Origin of the sequence: Paracnuella aquatica, from assembly GCF_003332885.2 — a bacterium.
Taxonomy (GTDB): Bacteria; Bacteroidota; Bacteroidia; order Chitinophagales; family Chitinophagaceae; genus Flavisolibacter; species Flavisolibacter aquaticus.
Map to the genome: position 1 here is coordinate 224,553 of NZ_QOWJ01000005.1, position 19,415 is coordinate 243,967.

Genomic DNA, 19,415 nt, shown 5'->3' on the forward strand with positions numbered 1-19,415 from the left:
TCATTCTTTCGCCAATTGCTGTTGCATTTTCCGAACCCGATCTTCCAATTTTTCAGAGCTCAATGCTTCCCGCATGCTGTCTACTTTTATGGGAAAACATAGCGGTGTCAATCGTTTGGGAAAGGTGAGCACAATTTTAGAATTTTGTATGCGATGCAATGTTTGGCGCAGCCGCACTTCTTCCATTTGCTGGTCAAATACCTCCTGGTAAGCCTGCCGCAACAGCACATTTCCTTTATCGTATTCGTTGAACACATTGAACAGCAAACCTGCGGAAGCCTGTAAGTGACGGGCTTTTTTTGGCTCGCCGGGGTAGCCGGTAAAGATCAATCCACCGATCACTGCAATGTCCCTGAATTTTCGTTTAGCCATCTCCGTAGCATTCACGCTGCGCTGGATATCGGCCAGTAAATTATCGGCAGTAAACAGCTCGTACACATTTGTATCATCCACTGGGATGGGCTGGTCGGAGAGGAGCTCAAAACCATAATCGTTCATAGCCAGCGAAAAGGTGATGGGTGTTTGCTGTGCAATGCGGTAGGCCAGCAAAGCAGCCATCGCTTCATGCACCAGGCGGCCTTCAAACGGGTACACAAAAAGATGGAACCCGTCTTTTGTTTCAATTTGCTCGATAAGCAACTCGTTGCTGCGCGGAATATGCGATAACCGGTGCTGCAATTCAAACAGCGGGAACAGCGCTTCCAACTCCTGGTCTTCTGAAATGATGCCTTCTTCCACCTGCTCCGCAGCTTCATCCAGTTTTTGGCGCAGCCGGGTACCCAGGCTTTGCGATATCGACATGCGGCTGCCGCCCCAACTGGGTACCACCGCCTTTTTTGCGGTTGATTTTTTTACCAGCACCGTCATGTCTTTTATGTTCACCAGTTCCAACTGGCGGCCGGCCAGCATAAACACATCGCCGGGCTCCAGGCGGCTGATAAAAAACTCTTCGATCATACCAATGTATCCGCCTGTTGTTAGCTTTACTTTCAACATCGCTTCCGACACAATGGTACCAATATGCATGCGGTGGCGCATGGCAATTCGGCGGCTGGTTATTTTGTACAGCCCATCTTCTACCACCACCTTTTTGTATTCATCGTATTGCTGCAATGCAGTGCCGCCTGCGGTGATGAATTGAAGGATTTCGTCAAACTCGTCGCGGGTAAGATCGGTATAACAATACGTGCTGATTACTTCCTTAAATATTTCATCGGGACGAAAGCCATCCGATACTGCCAACGTGCACAGGTATTGTGTGAGCACGTCATAACAAAGCAACAGCGGTTCGCGGCTTTCAATTCCGGCATCGCCCACAGCGGCTTTCAGTGCAGCAGCTTCGGCTAGTTCAAGGGAGTGTGTTGGTAAAAAATAGATTTTACTCACCGCATCGGGGCTGTGGCCGCTGCGGCCTGCACGTTGTAAAAAGCGGGCAACGCCTTTTGGCGAACCCACCTGTATAACGGTTTCCACCGGCCGGAAATCAACACCCAGATCCAGCGATGCAGTGGCAACTACGGCTTTTAATTTGCCTGCATGCAAGGCTTCCTCCACCCAGTTGCGCAACTCGTGTTCAATAGAACCGTGGTGCAATGCAATAGCGCCTGCCAGCTCAGGTGCAATGGTGAGCAGGCTGTGGTACCAGATCTCACTCATGGCGCGGGTGTTGATAAAAATAAGCGTGGTGCGACTGCTATCGATGATGGGCAGAACTTTTTGCGCCAGCTTGATGCCTAAATGACCCGCCCAGGGATATTTTTCAATTTCGTCGGGCAGAATGGATTCAATCTCAATTTTTTTGGCCACTTTGGCCCGGACAATTACCGGCTCAACATCGCCCAGCGGTTTTAATAGAACCTCCATTGCCTGGTCGAGGTTGCCGATGGTAGCAGAGATGCCCCAGAGGGAGAGTTGGGAGTTGGGGGTTGGCAGTTGGGTGCTTTTTGGTTTTTTGGAAGCTGTTGTTTTTTTGGATGTTGTTACTTCCTTTGTTTCATTGCTTTTAGTGCAATGTATGATGCGGCTAATGGCAAGTTCTACCTGCACGCCACGCTTGCCGCCCAGTAGTTCGTGCCATTCGTCTACCGCTAAAATTTTAAGGCTTTTAAAAACATCAGCATAGCCTTTTTGCGCCAGCATCAGGTGCAGGCTTTCCGGGGTGATGATGAGCACTTCGGGTACCTGCCGTTTTTGCCGCTGCCGTTCGGCCATGGTGGTGTCGCCATTGCGGATGCCCACCTGCCATTGCATGCCTAATGCAGCAATTACTTCTTCCATAGCGCGGCCAATGTCCTTGGCCAGTGCCCGCAGTGGTGTGACCCAAATAAGCTGCAACCCATTCTTGCTCTTTTTCTGGTAATCGGTAGGGTGGTTGTTGATGAACTGAATGACAGCGCCTAAAAACACGGAGTATGTTTTGCCCATGCCGGTGGGAGCATTTACCAAGCCGCTGCGGTTGTTGAGGATATGTTGCCAAGCTTCCTGCTGAAATGCAAAGGGTTGAAATCCCTGCACCGACAACCATTTATTGACGATCTTATATCCTTTGGATTGTTGTAATTCCTGCACGGTGTTTTAGGGATTGAACGATATACGCTCATAAATCTATGCCAATGGTGGGGCAAAACGAAAAGCCGAACAGCGATCTGAACGTACAAGCGTGCGACGCAACAGGTGTTGAATGATGTTGCTGCAGCTTGGTACAAAAAATCAAATGGTCTTTAAATACTCCAGCACGGCCTTTCGTTCGGCATTGGTAAGCTTGTCGCCAAAGGTGTGGCCGTAGTTGCCATAACCCGGCAGCGTGGTATTGTATGCCTTGTTTTTAGGGGCGTCGTGAGCCTCGTGTTTCCAGCCCAGGCCTTCGTAATCGTATTCGGGCTTGTCAAAATTGCGCGACCAATACTTGGGACGCAGCTTGCTGTTCAACAAGGCTTCCAGCGTAGGCACGGAGCCATTGTGCAGGTACGGCGCAGTGATCCAAATACCATCAAGCGGCGGCGCTATATAACCCGCAAAAGGCTCGAGCCGGGCCGGATGATCGCCGGTGGTAAACCAGCTGTTATTGAACCATTCGATAAACTGCGGGGCAGAATAATTGCTTTTGAAGAGGAACGAATCGGTGCCGATAATGGCCTGCGGAATAAGCAGGTTGGGATATTTTTCGTTGTCGCCATAACTGCCGTGGCAGGTGCCGCATTTTTTATCAAAAATGGGTTTGCCCATGGCCGCCAGTTGCTGGTCGATCTCTTTGGGGTATTTGGGCGGCTCCAGCGAATGCAAGTAAGAGAGCACATCGGGCATGTGCTTGTCCACACCCGCAGCCTCCGATGTATCGCTTACTGTGAGCAGGTTGGAGGCCATCAGAAACCGGCCAAAATCACCGCGGCCAAAGCCATTATAAAACATGGCGTTCTTTTTCTTGAGCAGCCACCAGGGCGGCGTATCGGTAGGCACTACTACATCGTTGGGCACGGGCACCCGCGGTTCGTTGCTCCATTTTAAAGTGGTGGGGTCGCGGTGCGATAGGAGTAAATAAGTGAGCCGCCCGGCCAGGTTTACGCCCCGCACATCGGCCTGCAGGTTGGGGGCCAGGGTTTTGGTAACGGTTAAAAAAGGTTCCGCCGCTTCATACGATTTGGGCGATGTTGTTTTCAAAACTTTTTCCAGCAGGCCGATGCTTTTGGCACCTAATTGCTGCCCGCTGGTAAAATCAATAAAGGTGTTGCCCAAGCCCATGATCAGTTGTCCTTCGAAGGGCTGCGCATGGCATTGCAGGCAGTTGGGTGCCACCAGCGGCTCGCCGTTGAGTGCAGTGATGGCGGTGAAACCATGCGGCAGTTTTTTGTTGCGGCCTTCGCGCTGCAGGTAAATGGGCTCTTTGGGCGCCAGGCCAAACACGCCATGGGGGATGCCGCTTTTTACATAGTCGCCGGTAACAAGGTACTCATAGCCTTTTTGTGCATCGCCAAATCGTTGTGGCGAAGCGGGAATGGGAACGGGTTCGGGCACGGCTTTGTTCATCATGCCTGCGGCCAGCGCCAGCAGGCCAAACAGCAGTACCGAGAAAATTGTTGCCTTGTGCATCACTGCTAAATAACAGGAAAATGGGGTAAATGTTGTATCGAACGGTTACGAAAGGTAAACCGTGCCGTTAGGCCCACAAGTTTGCAGCCACAAAGCCTGAACAAAATCCGAAAATTTCAAGGCTGCACATTCTGCATTGTAAAAATTATTTGCCGTACACTTCCAGCATCCGCTTCAGGTCTTCCAGCGTATTGATCTCTGTCACCGTCTTGTCCTTGCGCCAGCGCAGCATCCTGGGAAAACGCAGCGCCACGCCGCTTTTGTGCCGGTTGGATGCTGCAATGCCTTCAAAAGCCAGCTCAAATACCAGCTCCGGTTTTACGGTACGCACCGGGCCAAATTTCTCCAGCGAATTGCGTTTTACAAATGCATCTACCTGTGCAAATTCTTTATCGGTTAAACCCGAGTAAGCCTTAGTGAACGGAACCAATTTGTCGCCGTCCCAAACCGCGAAGGTGTAATCGGTATAGAGCCCGCTGCGGCGGCCTGCTCCTTTTTGTGCATAGATCATTACGGCGTCAATGGTCAGCGGGTCGATCTTCCATTTCCACCAGTCGCCGCGTTTGCGGCCCACCTGGTAAATGGAGCTCCGCTTCTTGATCATAAAACCCTCTGCATTCATTTCACGTGACTGTTCGCGCAGGGTTTTTAACTCCTCCCAATCCTCGAAACGGACCACCGGCGAAAGCTCCAATGCGGTGTAGTTCCATTGTGCCATCAATGCTTCAAGTTTTGAGCGCCGTTCGCTCAGTGGGCGGCTGCGCCAGTCTTCACCTTCATATTCTAAAAGGTCGTACACGATGAATCCTGCCGGTGCTTCCTGCAATTGTTTTTTAGTTACATTTTTGCGCCCAATGCGGGTTTGTAGGGAAGAAAAAGGCAGCGGCCTGCGAAATGTAGTTGCGCCCGCTTCTGCAGGCGGCAGGCTGATGATTTCGCCATCCAGCGCAATGCCGTCGGGCAATAAGTATTGCAGCGAATGATACTCCGGAAATTTTTCCGTCATCAATTCCTCGCCGCGGCTCCATACAAACAATTCTCCCTGCCGCTTGATGATGAGGCCGCGGATGCCATCCCATTTCCACTCCACCTGCCAATCTTCAGGATTGCCCAAACTTGCTGGTTCATCTTCCAATGCATAAGCCAAGTAAAAAGGATAAGGCTTGGAAAGGTCGGTGGCGTGTGCTTCATCGCCGGTCAGTTCGTCGAAGGTGATGGTGCCCGGATCCCAATTTCCCGAAATGCGGTGGGCAATAACCGATGCTTCGGCGCTGGTAGCTTTGGCGAGTGCATTTACCATCGCCTTTTGCGACACGCCAATGCGGAACGAGCCCGTAATGAGTTTATTAAATACAAATCGTTCGCTGCGGTTTAGTTCCGCCCAGCTTTCGACGATGAATTTTTTCCGTACCGGCTCTTCTTCTTTTTCAATGCGCTTGAGTTGCTCGATGTAGTAATACAGTGGCCGCTCGTCGTCGCGGCGTTCGTTGTAAGCCGTTTCGTTTTCGGGCAGTAGCAACGCAATGGTTTCGGCAAGGTCGCCTACGGTGTGCCAGCATTCATCAAACATCCAAAAGGGCAGCTTGGCTAACTCTACACAGTAGGTGGCCAACTGCGTGGTATTAACAGCACGCCGCGGCCTGCGGCCACTGAAGATGGCAATCACCCAAACCTTATCACGGTCATCCGCAACCGAAAAATACTGAACCAGTGCATCCAGCTTTTCGTTGGTTTTTGTGGTTGTTCCCAATTTGGCAACCAGTGCAGCAAAATGACGCATGAATTGAGTTTAGTTTTTTGAACCACTGAGACACGAAGCACACAAAGAAAATTTTTCGTGTTACTTTGTGTGCTTCGTGTCTCTTTGGTTCAACATTTTATTCTTCCAGTTTTTCCAAAACATCAGTTGACTTTTCTTCGGTTTCGTCGTCGCCGTATTCGGTTTTTACTTCTTTGGCATTAAAACCATGCTCGTTGAGGTAACGGCCAAATGCAGCCGTAAAACCATGCGTTACATACACGCATTCAGCTTCGGTGGCCTTGATGGCTTTGAGCAATCCATCCCAGTCGGCATGATCGCTGAGCGGAAAACCCGCATCTGCATTGCGCCTGCGCATGGCGCCCCGCACAGCCATCCAACCGCTGCACACACCTGTAGCCAACGGCGCAAACCGGCGCATCCACGGTGTGCCTTCGGCCGATGAAGGTGCAATGACTACTGCACCTTTCAGCCATTCCTTCGGTGTGTCTGGCGTAACGCGGTGCACTTCGGGCAGTTTGATGCCTGCATTGACCAAAGCCATGTGCACATTGTACACCGCACCATGCACCAATATCCGGTCGGTCACTTCGGCCAGGCACGGCAGCAGGCGCTGCGCTTTACCCAGGCTGTAAGCAAACAAGAGCGATGATTTACCAGCAGCTTTATTTTTCAAAACCCATTGCTGTATGTCGGAAAAAATCTGTGCCTGCGGTTTCCATTGATAAATGGGCAAGCCAAAAGTGCATTCCGAAATAAAGTTGTGGCATTTCACCGGCTCAAACTCGCCGCTCAATCCGTCGTTTTCTAATTTATAATCACCACTTACCACCCACACTTCGCCTTTGTGTTCGAGGCGTATTTGCGAAGAGCCAATGATATGCGCTGCTGGATGCAGGGAAATGTTCACACCATTAATGCTGATCGGTTCGTTATAGCCAACCGTTTCGTAATGGCCCGGTCCCAGTCGTGTTTCTAAAATCGGTTTGGTATCGGTGTGGCACAAATAAGATTTGCTACCCCAGCGGGCATGATCGCTATGTCCATGGGTAATAAGTGCCTTGGATACCGGCCGCCACGGATCGATAAAAAAATCGCCGGCGCGGCAGTAAAATCCATGGTCAGTAAATTCGATCAGGGGCATGGTGGGCATTTTTTGCGTTGATAGTTGGTAGTTGATAGTTGATAGCAGATAGCAGGAAGCTAATGGATGATAGCATTGCCTTTAGTTTTATCTGTCAACTACCAACTATCAACTTTAAACTTTCTTCCTATTCCTCCGGCATCGTTCGCTGCAATAGATAACCTCATCCCAAACTTTCTGCCATTTCTTGCGCCATTGAAATGGCCTGTTGCAAACAGGGCATATTTTGGTGGGTAAATGTTGTTTGTGCATCCCTTTAATAACAAACAATGCCGCGGTGCGTTCGGCAAAAAAGGAGGCAACCTTTTGGGTTGCCCTGAATATTTTTTTACCAATAAAAATGCTGGTGTTTAAAACGCGTTTCGCACCACGTCCATCGCACCATTGATGCGCCGGACAAAGTAGAGTTTTTTGTTTTCAAAATAATCCAGCGTCATGCTTTGCTTATTGGTAAAGACCGGCTGGATATCATATTGCGTGAACACATAGTTGCCTTTGCGCGACAGGTTGGACGCCACATCCGTCTTGGTTTCGAGCAGCAATTGCGCAAAGCGCAGCATGGTTTCGTAGCCGCGGAAAAACAGGTCGGTGGGGCGCCCCTCAATTCTATCTTCAAACACATTACCGATATGGGCCGCCAGCCGTTCGCTGCGGTTGATGTAAAAAGGCGTGCTGTAAATAATTTCCAGCGGCCTGAACTCCGACCGGCTAAAAGCCCGGATGTTTTCCCAAGTGGGCATACCCATCAGGGTAATGGGGTATTTGTTGCCGATGGAGGCCAGCTCCGAAGCCAGGTCTTCGCCAAAATTTTGGTCGAGGCTGCCGGCAATAACCACGGTGCGGCGGGTGCTGTCGAGGCGGGCGGTAAAAGAACTGCTGTTAAAGCCGTTGGTTACATCCAGCGTTTCAATAGCGAGGCGTTTGTCGATGGTGCTTTGGCCGATGTCGTTGAAATAATCACGCAACTGGTTTTCCTGCGCACCATTTTTCCGGAACAACACAATTTTATCGCGGCTGTGGTAGGTTTGGAGGTAGCGGTAAATGCCTTCGCAATGGGCCCGCAGGGTAGAGTTGAGGATTACGAGATAGGGATTGTTATTAACTCCCGCATCATTGGGCAGTGTGGCTGAAATCAGGGGTACTTTTTTACGCAGCGCCGCTTCGGCCAGCTGGCGTACCTCGGCATTGCTGGCGTTGGCAATGATCAGTTCCACATCGTTCATGGCCGGGTTACTGATGATGTCGCTAACACCGCTTCTTTTGGAGCGGGTATCGTACACAAACACTTCCAGCGGCGCCCCCATTTTTTGCAACGAATCCAGCGCCATTTGGGCACCCTGGTAAAACTCGAGGCCGGGATTAAGGAATTTGGGAAACTCTTTGCCGTAGCGGTAGTTGGCGCCGTTGAACACAGAATCGAGGTAAAGCGGGGCAAAAAGGGCAATCTTGTGCCGCTTCATGTTCTGCGCCAGCCCCGAGGTATGGGCCAGCAACAGGAGTCCCGCAATGAGATAAATTCCTTTTTTCATGGTGTTCAATTTTAGGCAGCGCTTTGCTTACTGCTGACTTTGCTTCAGCAAATTAAGCACCCTAATGGTTAGCAGAAAGGTATTTAGGAAGAGTTTAATAAGAATATCGAACAGATGAACGGTTTAAAAGAACAGATGAACAGACGAACAAGGAATGTCGAATGTCGAAGTCGGGGTCGAGAGATTATTGATTATGAATTATTGGTGTCACTGACAAATGCATCACTCATAATTAATCATCCATCATTCAGCATTCCTTGTCCCTTGTTAGTTATTTCTTCCCAACTTCATCTGTTCGTCTGTTCCTTGTTCGTCTGTTCGATATTCCTTATTCCCTATTCCCATTCAATAGTAGCGGGCGGCTTCGAGGAAATATCGTACACCACCCGATTGATGCCCCGCACCGAGTTGATGATCTCGTTCGACACATGTGCCAGGAAATCGTAGGGGAGGTGTGCCCAGTCGGCAGTCATACCATCTACCGAGGTCACGGCACGCAAAGCCACCGTAAACTCGTAAGTACGTTCGTCGCCCATAACGCCCACACTTTTTACCGGCAATAAGATGGTGCCTGCCTGCCAAACGGTGCTGTACAGGTTGTTGCTTTTCAGCGCTTTTACATAAATATCATCGGCGTCTTGCAGCAAGGCCACTTTGTCCGGTGTGATCTCGCCCAGGATGCGGATGGCCAAACCAGGACCGGGGAACGGATGGCGGTTGAGCAGGTCGTCGGGGATGCCCAGTTCCTTGCCTACGCGGCGCACCTCGTCTTTAAAAAGGTAACGCAACGGCTCCACCAGTTTCAGGTGCATTTTTTCGGGCAGGCCACCTACGTTATGGTGGCTCTTGATGGTAACCGAAGGTCCGTGCACGGACACCGATTCAATTACATCGGGGTAAATGGTGCCCTGCCCCAGGAACGATGCATCACGGTCTTCGGCGGTAGCAGCTTCCTGAAACACATCAATAAACGACTTACCAATGGCCTTACGCTTTTCCTCCGGATCGGTTTTACCGGCCAGCGCATCGTAAAAGCGTTGTTTGGCATCGATGCCGGTAACGTTGAGGCCCAGTTGCTTATAAATTTCCAGAACCTGGTAAAACTCGTTTTTGCGCAGCACGCCATTGTCTACAAAAATGCCGTGCAGGTTGGGGCCAATGGCGCGGTGAATCAGTGTTGCGGCCACGGTGCTGTCCACACCGCCGCTCAGCGCCATGATCACTTTTTTATCGCCGATCTGCTCTTTCAGTGCGGCAACGGTTTCGGTTACAAAATGTGCCGGCGTCCAGGCCTGGCTGCAGCCGCACACATTTACCAAAAAGTTGCGCAGTATTTTTTTGCCTTCGATGGAATGATATACCTCGGGATGAAATTGCAGTCCATAAAGCGGCTTCAGGTCTGCATCCTCGCTTTTAAAAGCTGCCACCGGGATGGAATCAGTAGTGGCTAGCAGACGGAAATTGGGCGGCATTTGCAAAATGGAATCGCCGTGGCTCATCCAAACCTGCGATGAAGGCGTGATGCCGTTGAGCAGCAACTCTTCGCTTTGCAGGTGCAGAAATGCGCGGCCGTATTCGCGTTTGGCGCTCCGCTCTACCGAGCCGCCAAATTGCTTGGCGGTAAGCTGTGCGCCGTAGCAAACGCCCAGAACCGGTGTGTTAGCGGCGAGGGCTTTTACATCTACCAGCGGGGCCGCTTCATCGTTTACCGAAAAAGGCGAGCCTGAAAGGATCACGCCTTTGATGGATGGATCGTTTTGCGGAACCGCTTTAGAAAAGGGCAGAATTTCGCAGTATACGTTGGCTTCACGCACCGCACGGGCAATGAGCTGGGTGTATTGCGAGCCAAAATCGAGGATGATGATTTTTTCCGTCATAAGAGGCCGCTAAGGTAAGTTATGCGGGGGAAAGACCGAAGACCGAAGACGGAAGACCGAAGACGGAAGACGGAAGACGGAAGACGGAAGACGGAAGAAATTTTATAAGGTACAACCTTACTACCTAACCCGGCCGCAGCCAACTCCCGGCTTTGAACTCCAAACTCTGAACTCCAGACTGCCAACTCTCAACTTTCTTCCGACTTCCGTCTTCTGTCTTCGGACTTCTCTGTAACCAGTTCTGTATATTTAGCGTCGTAATACCAAAATAGACACACATGAAACCAACTGCCCTGCTTGTAGCACTTTGTTCTTTATTGTTAATGACCTCCTGCCGGTTTATGGGCGGCAAACGGGTGGAGGGCAATGGCAACCGCACCAGCCAAACCCGTTCCATTGGCTCGTTTGATGGTGTAGAAGTGCGGGGCGGCATTGATGTGATCATCAGCCCGGGCGCCGAGCATATTTTGCGCATCGAAGCGGATGAAAACCTGATGGAATTTATTGAAGTAGACAACAACGGCGGCACCGTGGAAGTGGGCTCCCGTGATGGATATAACTTGCGCTCCAAAGGCGGCATTAAAGTATATGCAACAGCGCCCATGTTTGAACGCATCGGCGTTTCGGGCAGCGGCGATATCCGCTCTACCGGTATGGTAAAAGGCGGCAAAGGTCTGGAGCTCGAAATCCGCGGCAGTGGCGACATTCAACTGGCTGTTGATGCGCCTCAGGTAAGCACCGAAATTTCAGGCAGCGGCTCGGCACGCATCCAGGGCACTACCCGCAAGTTTGATGCAGGCATCCGCGGCAGCGGCGATGTGCATGCGTTTGAGTTGCTGAGCGAAACCGCTAATGTAGATATTGCCGGCAGCGGCAACGCCGAAGTGTTTGCTTCCAAAGAACTTTCGGTTGAAATAAAAGGGGCCGGCGATGTGTCATACAAAGGCGGCGGCACCGTAAATCAAAAGATCATGGGTGCCGGTAATGTGCGGAGGGTGCAGTAGGAAATGTCGGGAAAGTCAGAAAAGACAGAAAAGACTGGAGCTTTAAAAATCAACATATTTCACTACAATATTTACGTTCCGGTTCCGGCCTTTATCGTCGGTGCAGGAAATTTTCAAGGGCCCTTCTGCCGGCAGGTAGAAGGGCTTTTCGTTGGCACCTGTAGCTTTATAAAACTGGTCGTTTACATACCAGTACAGTTTGCTTACATCATTGCCCGCCTGTGCGCTTAGTTGAATCGGCTCGGGGTTCGATTTACTTACAAAATACTCCGTTGCATTTTGCGGGGAACTAATCTGCGGCCCACCGGTTTGAAAGATTTTTTCGCAGGCCGGGTTGTGCGGCGGCACTTGTTCGTAGGCAGTGCCCTTTGCTGCAAAATAGGCCTGCATTTCGGGTAAAATATGGGGGTATAATTTTTTGCGGTAGCCGCTTTGTGGAGCGCATTGCGAACAATAAGAAATGCGTTCTTCCGGGTCAACTTTTATTTCAACGGCATGCTCACAGGTATGCGTAGCCGAAACCAGCGGTATAAAATAATCCAGCGTTTTTTCGGTGCAATAGGCCGAAGGTGGCAACCCGCTTTGTGTGCACACCTGGCGTTGCTCGGTGCCTTCGGGTGGGGCAAACCAGCTCTCGCTGCTGTTGTAATCAATCGAATTAAAAATCTTGAATAGGAGCGGCGTGGCCGTTTCCGCACCGCTTAGATCGGGCACGCCCTGCCCCGAAAAATTGCCCACCCACACACCTACGGTAAAGCGTTTGTTGTAACCAATGCTCCAGGCATCGCGGCGGCCATACGAGGTTCCGGTTTTCCATGCAATGCGCGGCATGTGCTCGGTAGCCTGCCAATTGATAGGGAAATCGGGACGGTCGGCTTTGGACAGCATATTGTTTATAAAAAATGCGGCTGATGGCGAAAGCACCGGCACTTGCAGCGGCCGTTCGTCTGTTTGTGCATAGCGCGGTGCTACAAATGTGCCGCCGTTGGCAAATGCGGAAAAAAGGCCGGTCAGTTCTTCCAGCGTGGTGCCGCAGCCGCCCAGTATCAGCGACAGCCCCAGTTTGCTTTCATCCTTCCTAATTTGTTTGAACTGGATTGCGGAGAGTTTGCCTACAATCTTATCCTTGCCCAATTGCTTCAGGCTGCGTACCGCAGGTATGTTCAGCGAGTGGGCCAATGCATACTCCACCGTCACCGGTCCGCTGTACTGCCGGTCGTAATTTTCAGGTGCATAGCCATCATACACAATCGGCACATCGTACAATACCTGTTTGGGTGTAAGCAAACCTTCGTCCATGCATAGCCCATACACCAGTGGCTTCAGCGTACTGCCCGGTTGGCGCACCGCGGCGGCGCCGTTTACTTGGCCGCCATCAGTGGTGTCGTAAAAATCGGCCGATCCAACATACGAAACAACTTTGTGGCTTTGGTTATCAATCACCACAACCGATGCGTTGTTTATGTGGTGCAGCCGCAGCGACCGCACATAATCGGCCACCAGCTTTTCAATTTTCAATTGCGTGTTGAGCCAGATAAAACTTTTGATATTGTTGTCGCTGCTTGCCCTGGATAATTTATAAGCCAGGTGCGGAATATGCCGCGGCACGCTGTGCCTTGTTGCCAGCAGTGGCTCGGCAAGCGCATCTTCAATTTCGTGTTTGGTAAAAACATTTGCAGCCGCCAGCCGCTGCAGCCACATGTTGCGGCCTTCAATAATGGCGTCGTTGTTTTTGCCCACCACAAGCGATGATGGCCGGTTGGGAATAATGGAAAGCGCAACGATCTCGGCCAGCGAAAGATGCTCCGGTGATTTTTGAAAATACAGCCATGCCGCCGACTTCACACCTTCGATGTTGCCACCGTACGGCACCAGGTTGAGGTATAGTTGTAAAATTTCTTTTTTACTGTATTTCCATTCCAGTTGCAATGCCCGAAACGCTTCTACAACCTTTGCACCGGCAGTACGCTTTTGCGGGTGCAGCAGCCGCGCCACCTGCATGGTAATGGTGGATGCACCGGATGTGCGGCGCCCTTTAAAAATATTGTTGACCAATGCACGGCCAACGGCAAATGGGTTGACTCCGGGATGATGAAAAAAGTAGCGGTCTTCTTTGGCAACGATGGCTTTTTGCAGCAGCGGCGAAATTTCGGACAGCTCCGTTTTCATGCGCCATTTCTGGTCCGGCGTGAGGTATGCATGCAACACCTGGCCCCGTTCGTCGGTAATAATGGTGGAATAAGCAACAGCATCGCGTAGCGGAAAAATCAGGTGCAGCAATAGAAAAAGCAGTGGTAAGGCCAGCAACGCAATTACCAATCTTTTAACGTACAACCAGCCCTTTGCGGCTGTAATTTTCTGCAACAATTTATCCGGCACAAATGCACTCATCAAGTCTGCCTCCTTAGTGGGATTGATAAGACTAATATCCGCTCTTTTTTTACAATAACGAAGTTTGTATAGCCCGTTGGTTGTTCATACTAAGTTAATAATGTGGCAGTATCATTGCCCGCCGGCTTTGTTGCGCCAGCCGTTACCATTGCATTCTTTTAATTACCTTTTGCACCCATTCATCCCTAACGCAAATTTTATGCGTACCAAATTATTCACGCCCTTTTTCCTGCTCCTCACCGTCTTCATTATTTCCTGTAACCGCAGTTATGTTTCGTTGGACAGCACCAACGCAAAAGGCGAAGTGGCGCAGCTCACCAACCTGCGTTTTCGTTTCAGCGAACCCGTAATGGCCGATTCGTTGCTTAACGAGTGGGACTCGACTGCATACATTTCTTTTGAACCAAGAATAAAAGGGCGCTTCCGCTGGGAAAGCCGCGATGAGCTGGTGTTTTCGCCATCGGAGCCGCTGTTGCCCGCAACGGCTTACAAGGCCAGTATCCGCGATGAAGTGCTCCGCTTTTCGGAATATGATCGCGTAAAAGATGCAGACAAAATTTCGTTTTACACCGCACCCTTGCAATTGCACGAAGTGCAGGCGTCCTGGGTGTTGCAATCCGAAGGGTCGCAGGTGGCCGTGCCGCAACTCAGCCTGCATTTTAATTATGCAGTGAATGGCGAAGAAATAAAGGATAAACTGGCCGTAAAAAGTAATGGTACATCGGTGCCGTTTACATTGCAAACGCTGGCGCCTTCTGATGTGATTGTGTTGCGGTTGAACGGTATGCAGCCGGCCGACCGCGATATGGAAGTGGTAGTGGCGCTGCGCAAAGGTGCCAAGCCGGTTAAGGGTAGTACGGCAACGACGGAAGACGCAACCGCATCGGCATTTATCCCATCGCCGCTGACGCTAAAAATAAACAACGTTACTGCCAGCCACGACGGCACCGAAGGTGTGGTGCGCATCCGCACCAGCCAGCAACTGGTGCAGGCCAATTTCAAGGACCTGATCCGCTTTGAACCTGCTGTTGCATTTACCACCGAGTGGGATGATTTTGGGCTGGTGTTGCGCAGCGCACAATTTGATGCGGAAGAAAGCTATGCGCTTACGGTGGCCAAGGGACTGCGTGGTACAGTAGGCGGTGTGCTGCGCGAAGCATACGATGGCAGCGTGGCCTTTGGTGCGCTGGAAAGCACCATCCGTTTTTCGTCGGCAAAGGCTGTGTATTTATCCAAACGCGGCAGCGGCAATATTGAAGTGCGCATCACCAATACACCCAAAGTGCGGTTGATCATTTCCAAGATTTATGAAAACAATTTGTTGAATGCAGAACGCAACGGGTATTACCCGCAGGCAGGTGACGATGATGAAGCGGAGTATGTTTCCATGCAGGAGAATTATATTGACCCAACAGCCGGCGATATTTTATTCAACAAAATAATTGACACCCGAACCTTGCCCAACTCCGGCAACGGAAAGCTGCTCAACCTGAAAGATTTTGAAGACCGATTGCCTGATGTGAAAGGCATCTATCATGTAATGGTGCGCTCCACCGAAGAATACTGGATCAGCGATAGCCGCTTTGTTTCCTTTTCCGACCTCGGTTTGATTGCTAAACAAGGTGGCGATAAAATGCTGGTGTTTGCCAACTCCATAAAAACCGCGCAAAGTGTGGAAGGTGTTACCATCAATGTGTATGGCGCCAACAACCAGTTGCTGGCAACCGGGGCTACCAACAGCGATGGTGTAGCCGAAATGCCGCTGCCGCAAAAGGATTTTGCCGGCTACCGGGCAGCGATGGTAGTGGCCAAAACTGCAGATGATTTTAACTACCTGCCGTTTAACAATACTGCAGTCAATACATCGCGGTTTGAAGTGGGTGGCAAGCGGATGAATGCTGCCGGTTTGGATGCATTTGTTTATACGCCGCGGGACATTTACCGGCCCGGCGAAAAGATTGATTTTGCCGTAGTGCTGCGCGATAGGGAATGGAAAAGCCCGGGCACCATTCCGGTAAAGATGAAGGTGTTGATGCCGAATGGAAAAGAGCTGAAATCGTTTCGTAAAAACCTGAACGATGAAGGCGCTGTGGAAGGCAGTGTGGATGTTTCCACTGCAGCTATCACCGGCTCTTACCTGTTGGAAGTATACAGCGCAACCGATGTTTTATTGGCTTCGAAAAACTTTATGGTGGAGGAGTTTGTGCCCGATCGCATCAAGGTCAGCGCACAACTGAGCCAGCGTTCATTAAAGCCCGGCGATGCCACAACACTTGCCATCAACGCGGTGAATTTTTTTGGTCCGCCTGCTGCCAACCGGGCATATGAAACCGAGATACAAGTGGTGCAGAAAAAGTTTGCAGCAAAGGCATTTGCCAATTATGATTTTACACTTGCCAACCAACAATCTTTTTTCGATAAACAATTAAAAGAAGGTAACACCGATGCTGCGGGCAATGCTGCCATTTCATTTGAGGTGCCTGCTTTGTATCGCAATACCGGCTTGCTGGAAGCACGTTTTTTTACCACTGTTTTTGATGAAACAGGAAGGCCCGTAAGCCGGCATGTGGCGGCGCCCATTTACACACAAGATGTGTTTCATGGCATTCAGGATGATGGCTATAGCTACTATGCGCAAAATGCGCCGGTGGCATTCAAACTGGCATCAGTAAATGCGTCAGGTGTTGCTGTAGACGCAGTTGCAAAAGTGCAGGTAATCAAACGCGAATACCGCACAGTGCTGACTAAGAGCGGGTCATATTTCCGGTACGATTCTCGGCCCGAAGACAAGCTGATGATGGACAAAGAAATGAACATCGGCAACGCCACCGTGTTCCAGTTTATACCTCGTTCGCCCGGCGATTACGAGCTGCGTATTTACCGCCCCGGCGCTGCGGCTTATGTGAGCAAAAAGTTTTACAGCTATGGCTCCTGGGGTGCCGACAACAGCCCGTTTGAAGTAAGCACCGAAGGGCAGATCGATATCAGCCTGGACAAAGAAACTTACAGCATGGGCGAAAAAGCAAAGGTGTTGTTTAAAACACCGTTTAGCGGCCGCATGCTGGTTACTACCGAACGCGATGGCGTACAGTCGTATCAATACCTTTCGGTATCGGGCCGCAGCGCTTCGCTTGAAATTGACCTGAAAGAATCGGCTGTTCCCAATGTGTATGTCACGGCCACGTTGTTCAAGCCCCACGAGGTTTCGGGCATACCATTAACTGTAGCGCATGGTTTTAAAAATGTGCCGGTTAATGGTAAAGACCGACGGCTGGCTGTGAGCATCAATGCACCTAAATCATCCCGTTCCAAAACAAAGCAAACGGTGGTGGTAAAAGCTGCTCCGGGCAGCATGGTGTCGCTTGCGGCGGTGGACAATGGCGTGCTGCAGGTAAGCGGTTTTAAAACACCCGATCCTTACGATCATTATTACCAAAAAAGAGCATTGGGCGTAGCTGCGTACGACCTATATCCGCTTCTTTTTCCGGAGCTGCGTGCACGGCTCAGCAGCACCGGCGGCGATGGTAATATTAATATGGAAAAACGAGTGAACCCGATGCCTGCACGCCGGTTCAAGATCATGTCGTACTGGAGTGGTTTGCAAAAAGCCAATAGCAATGGCGAAGCCCGTTTCCAGTTTGATGTGCCGCAGTTTAGCGGGCAAATCAGGCTGATGGCCGTTGCAGTAAAAGGTGGCCAGTTTGGCGCAGCCGAAAGCGCCACCACCATCGCCGATCCTGTTGTATTGAGCAGTGCCCTGCCGCGGTTTCTAAGCCCCGGCGATACCGTGCTGGTGCCCGTAACCGTTTCCAATACTACCGGCAAGGCTGCAAATGCTACTGCGGCGCTATCGGTGAGTGGGCCTGTGCAGATAGTGGGTGGCAACACGCAATCGATTTTGCTACAGCCTAGCGGCGAGGCACAAGTGCAGTTTAGGTTAGCGGCGGCAAACACCATCAATGTAGCAAAAGTAGCGGTGCAGGTAAAAGCTATGGGCGAAACATTTACTGAAGAAACAGAACTGTCCGTACGGCCGCCGTCAACGCTGCAACAAATCACCGGCAGCGGATCGGTTGTGGGTGGCAACACGCAAAAGATAACGATGCCCGTAACCGATTTTTTGGCCGGCAGCACGCAGTACGAATTGGTAGTAAGCCGGTCACCGGTGGCGGAGCTTGCGGGCCAATTGCAGTACCTAGTGCAATACCCATACGGCTGCACGGAGCAAACCATTTCGGCTGCTTTTCCGCAGTTGTATTACGCCGATTTTTCGGAGTTGATACAAACCAACAATCAGCGCCGGGTAAACGCGACGGCTAATGTGTTGGAAGCAATCCGGAAAATTAAAATGCGGCAATTGTACAATGGCGCATTAACGCTTTGGGATACGCAGGATGGCGTGGTTACGGGCGGCGGTGCACCCGAACATTGGTGGACCACAGCCTATGCCGCGCATTTTTTACTGGAAGCCCGCAAAGCCGGTTTTGATGTGGACAACAGCCTGCTGGAAACAATGTTGGGTTACCTCAGCGAACGGTTGAAAGCAAGGCAAACCATCACTTATTATTACAACCGCGACCAGAACCGAAAAATTGCGCCAAAGGAAGTGCCGTATAGCTTGTATGTGCTATCGCTGGCGGGCCGAATGCCGGTTTCTACCATGAACTATTACAAAGCCAACCCGCAAATGCTGGCGCTGGATGGGCGTTACCTTTTGTCTGCAGCTTACGCGGTGGGCGGCGATAAAAAATCGTTTGCTGCGCTTTTGCCCAAATCGTTTAGTGGAGAGGAATCGGTGCAGCAAACCGGCGGCTCGCTGTACAGCGCCACCCGCGATGAAGGCCTTGCATTAAATGCATTGCTGCAAGTAGATCCGGGCAATGCGCAGGTGCCGCAAATGGCACGTAACCTAACGCAGCGTTTAAAAACAGAGCTTTACCTCAATACTCAGGAACGTGCTTTTGCTTTTTTAGCGTTGGGTAAAATAGCCCGCACGGCGGCGCGATCGACTGCAACAGCGGAGGTGCGCAGCGGCGGTAAAGTAGTGGCCAAAATTGACGGCGCCGACTGGCGGGGCGGGGGTGCTACCCTGCAAAACGGTGCAGTGGAAATTGGTGCCAAAGGTTCGGGAAGGCTGTACTACTGGTGGCGTGCACAAGGCATCAGCGCCAGTGGTGCCTACAAGGAGGAAGATAATTTTATAAAAGTGCGCCGGCAATATTTCGACCGCAACGGGCGGCCGCTGTCCGGCAACACATTTACGCAAAACGACCTGGTAATTGTGGGCGTTAGCTTGGAAAAAGCGTACAATGGCACCATTGAAAACGTGGTGCTCACCGACCTGTTGCCTGCAGGTTTTGAAATAGAAAATCCACGCACCAAAGACATCCCGGGTATGGATTGGATCAAAGATGCTGCGGAGCCAACGGCAATGGATGTGCGGGACGACCGGATCCACTTTTTTGTGGATGCAACGCGGCCCAAACAAACCTATTATTATGCCGTGCGGGCCGTATCGCCGGGGCTGTTCAAGCAGGGGCCGGTGAGTGGTGAGGCGTTGTACGATGGTGCTAGTCACTCTTACCACGGCGCCGGTTTGGTGCAGGTGGTGCGGCGGTAGGAAAC

10 protein-coding genes are annotated in these 19,415 nt (G+C 51.1%); 2 read left to right on the plus strand and 8 right to left on the minus strand.

All coding sequences use genetic code 11. From position 1 onward, the window contains the following. The 7 genes from DRJ53_RS10015 to guaA all read right to left on the minus strand — a co-directional run bounded on the left by DRJ53_RS10015 (position 1) and on the right by guaA (position 10,395). Positions 1-2,568, minus strand: a complete 2,568-nt coding sequence (locus tag DRJ53_RS10015) for a ligase-associated DNA damage response DEXH box helicase (RefSeq protein ID WP_114235480.1) — start codon at positions 2,566-2,568, stop codon at positions 1-3. A gap of 141 nt (positions 2,569-2,709) precedes the next feature. Continuing rightward, entirely contained in the window at positions 2,710-4,086 is a 1,377-nt protein-coding gene (locus tag DRJ53_RS10020) for a c-type cytochrome (protein ID WP_114235481.1), read from the minus strand. A gap of 145 nt (positions 4,087-4,231) precedes the next feature. Continuing rightward, positions 4,232-5,866, minus strand: a complete 1,635-nt coding sequence (locus tag DRJ53_RS10025) for an ATP-dependent DNA ligase (RefSeq protein WP_114235482.1) — start codon at positions 5,864-5,866, stop codon at positions 4,232-4,234. Between the two features lie 97 nt (positions 5,867-5,963). Then, positions 5,964-6,989 carry a ligase-associated DNA damage response exonuclease gene (locus DRJ53_RS10030; RefSeq protein ID WP_114235534.1) on the minus strand — a complete coding sequence of 342 codons (1,026 nt, stop codon included), beginning with the start codon at positions 6,987-6,989 and terminating at the stop codon, positions 5,964-5,966. A gap of 114 nt (positions 6,990-7,103) precedes the next feature. Then, positions 7,104-7,241, minus strand: a complete 138-nt coding sequence (locus DRJ53_RS21870; protein ID WP_114235483.1) for a DUF2256 domain-containing protein — start codon at positions 7,239-7,241, stop codon at positions 7,104-7,106. A gap of 98 nt (positions 7,242-7,339) precedes the next feature. Continuing rightward, positions 7,340-8,518 carry an ABC transporter substrate-binding protein gene (locus tag DRJ53_RS10040; protein ID WP_114235484.1) on the minus strand — a complete coding sequence of 393 codons (1,179 nt, stop codon included), beginning with the start codon at positions 8,516-8,518 and terminating at the stop codon, positions 7,340-7,342. Between the two features lie 335 nt (positions 8,519-8,853). Further along, positions 8,854-10,395 (minus strand): glutamine-hydrolyzing GMP synthase, encoded by a 1,542-nt coding sequence (guaA, locus tag DRJ53_RS10045; protein ID WP_114235485.1) that lies wholly within the window; start codon positions 10,393-10,395, stop codon positions 8,854-8,856. 278 nt (positions 10,396-10,673) lie between these two features. Between guaA and DRJ53_RS10050 the strand changes: the two genes are divergently transcribed. Then, positions 10,674-11,399, plus strand: a complete 726-nt coding sequence (locus DRJ53_RS10050) for a head GIN domain-containing protein (RefSeq protein WP_114235486.1) — start codon at positions 10,674-10,676, stop codon at positions 11,397-11,399. A gap of 42 nt (positions 11,400-11,441) precedes the next feature. On the opposite strand, the gene pbpC is transcribed toward DRJ53_RS10050, so the two are convergent. Beyond that, positions 11,442-13,790, minus strand: a complete 2,349-nt coding sequence (gene pbpC, locus DRJ53_RS10055) for a penicillin-binding protein 1C (protein WP_114235487.1) — start codon at positions 13,788-13,790, stop codon at positions 11,442-11,444. Between the two features lie 199 nt (positions 13,791-13,989). Here pbpC and DRJ53_RS10060 point away from each other — a divergent pair, with 199 nt between their 5' ends. Beyond that, positions 13,990-19,410 (plus strand): alpha-2-macroglobulin family protein, encoded by a 5,421-nt coding sequence (locus tag DRJ53_RS10060; RefSeq protein ID WP_162303850.1) that lies wholly within the window; start codon positions 13,990-13,992, stop codon positions 19,408-19,410. The last annotated feature ends 5 nt before the right edge of the window (positions 19,411-19,415 follow it).

Excerpts from the sequence above, each read along its gene's own strand:
- DRJ53_RS10020 (WP_114235481.1), bottom strand. The coding sequence starts at position 4,086 with ATGCACAAGGCAACAATTTTCTCGGTACTGCTGTTTGGCCTGCTGGCG.
- DRJ53_RS10025 (WP_114235482.1), bottom strand. The coding sequence starts at position 5,866 with ATGCGTCATTTTGCTGCACTGGTTGCCAAATTGGGAACAACCACAAAA.
- DRJ53_RS10030 (WP_114235534.1), bottom strand. The coding sequence starts at position 6,989 with ATGCCCCTGATCGAATTTACTGACCATGGATTTTACTGCCGCGCCGGC.
- DRJ53_RS21870 (WP_114235483.1), bottom strand. The coding sequence starts at position 7,241 with ATGCACAAACAACATTTACCCACCAAAATATGCCCTGTTTGCAACAGG.
- DRJ53_RS10040 (WP_114235484.1), bottom strand. The coding sequence starts at position 8,518 with ATGAAAAAAGGAATTTATCTCATTGCGGGACTCCTGTTGCTGGCCCAT.
- guaA (WP_114235485.1), bottom strand. The coding sequence starts at position 10,395 with ATGACGGAAAAAATCATCATCCTCGATTTTGGCTCGCAATACACCCAG.
- DRJ53_RS10050 (WP_114235486.1), top strand. The coding sequence starts at position 10,674 with ATGAAACCAACTGCCCTGCTTGTAGCACTTTGTTCTTTATTGTTAATG.
- pbpC (WP_114235487.1), bottom strand. The coding sequence starts at position 13,790 with ATGAGTGCATTTGTGCCGGATAAATTGTTGCAGAAAATTACAGCCGCA.
- DRJ53_RS10060 (WP_162303850.1), top strand. The coding sequence starts at position 13,990 with ATGCGTACCAAATTATTCACGCCCTTTTTCCTGCTCCTCACCGTCTTC.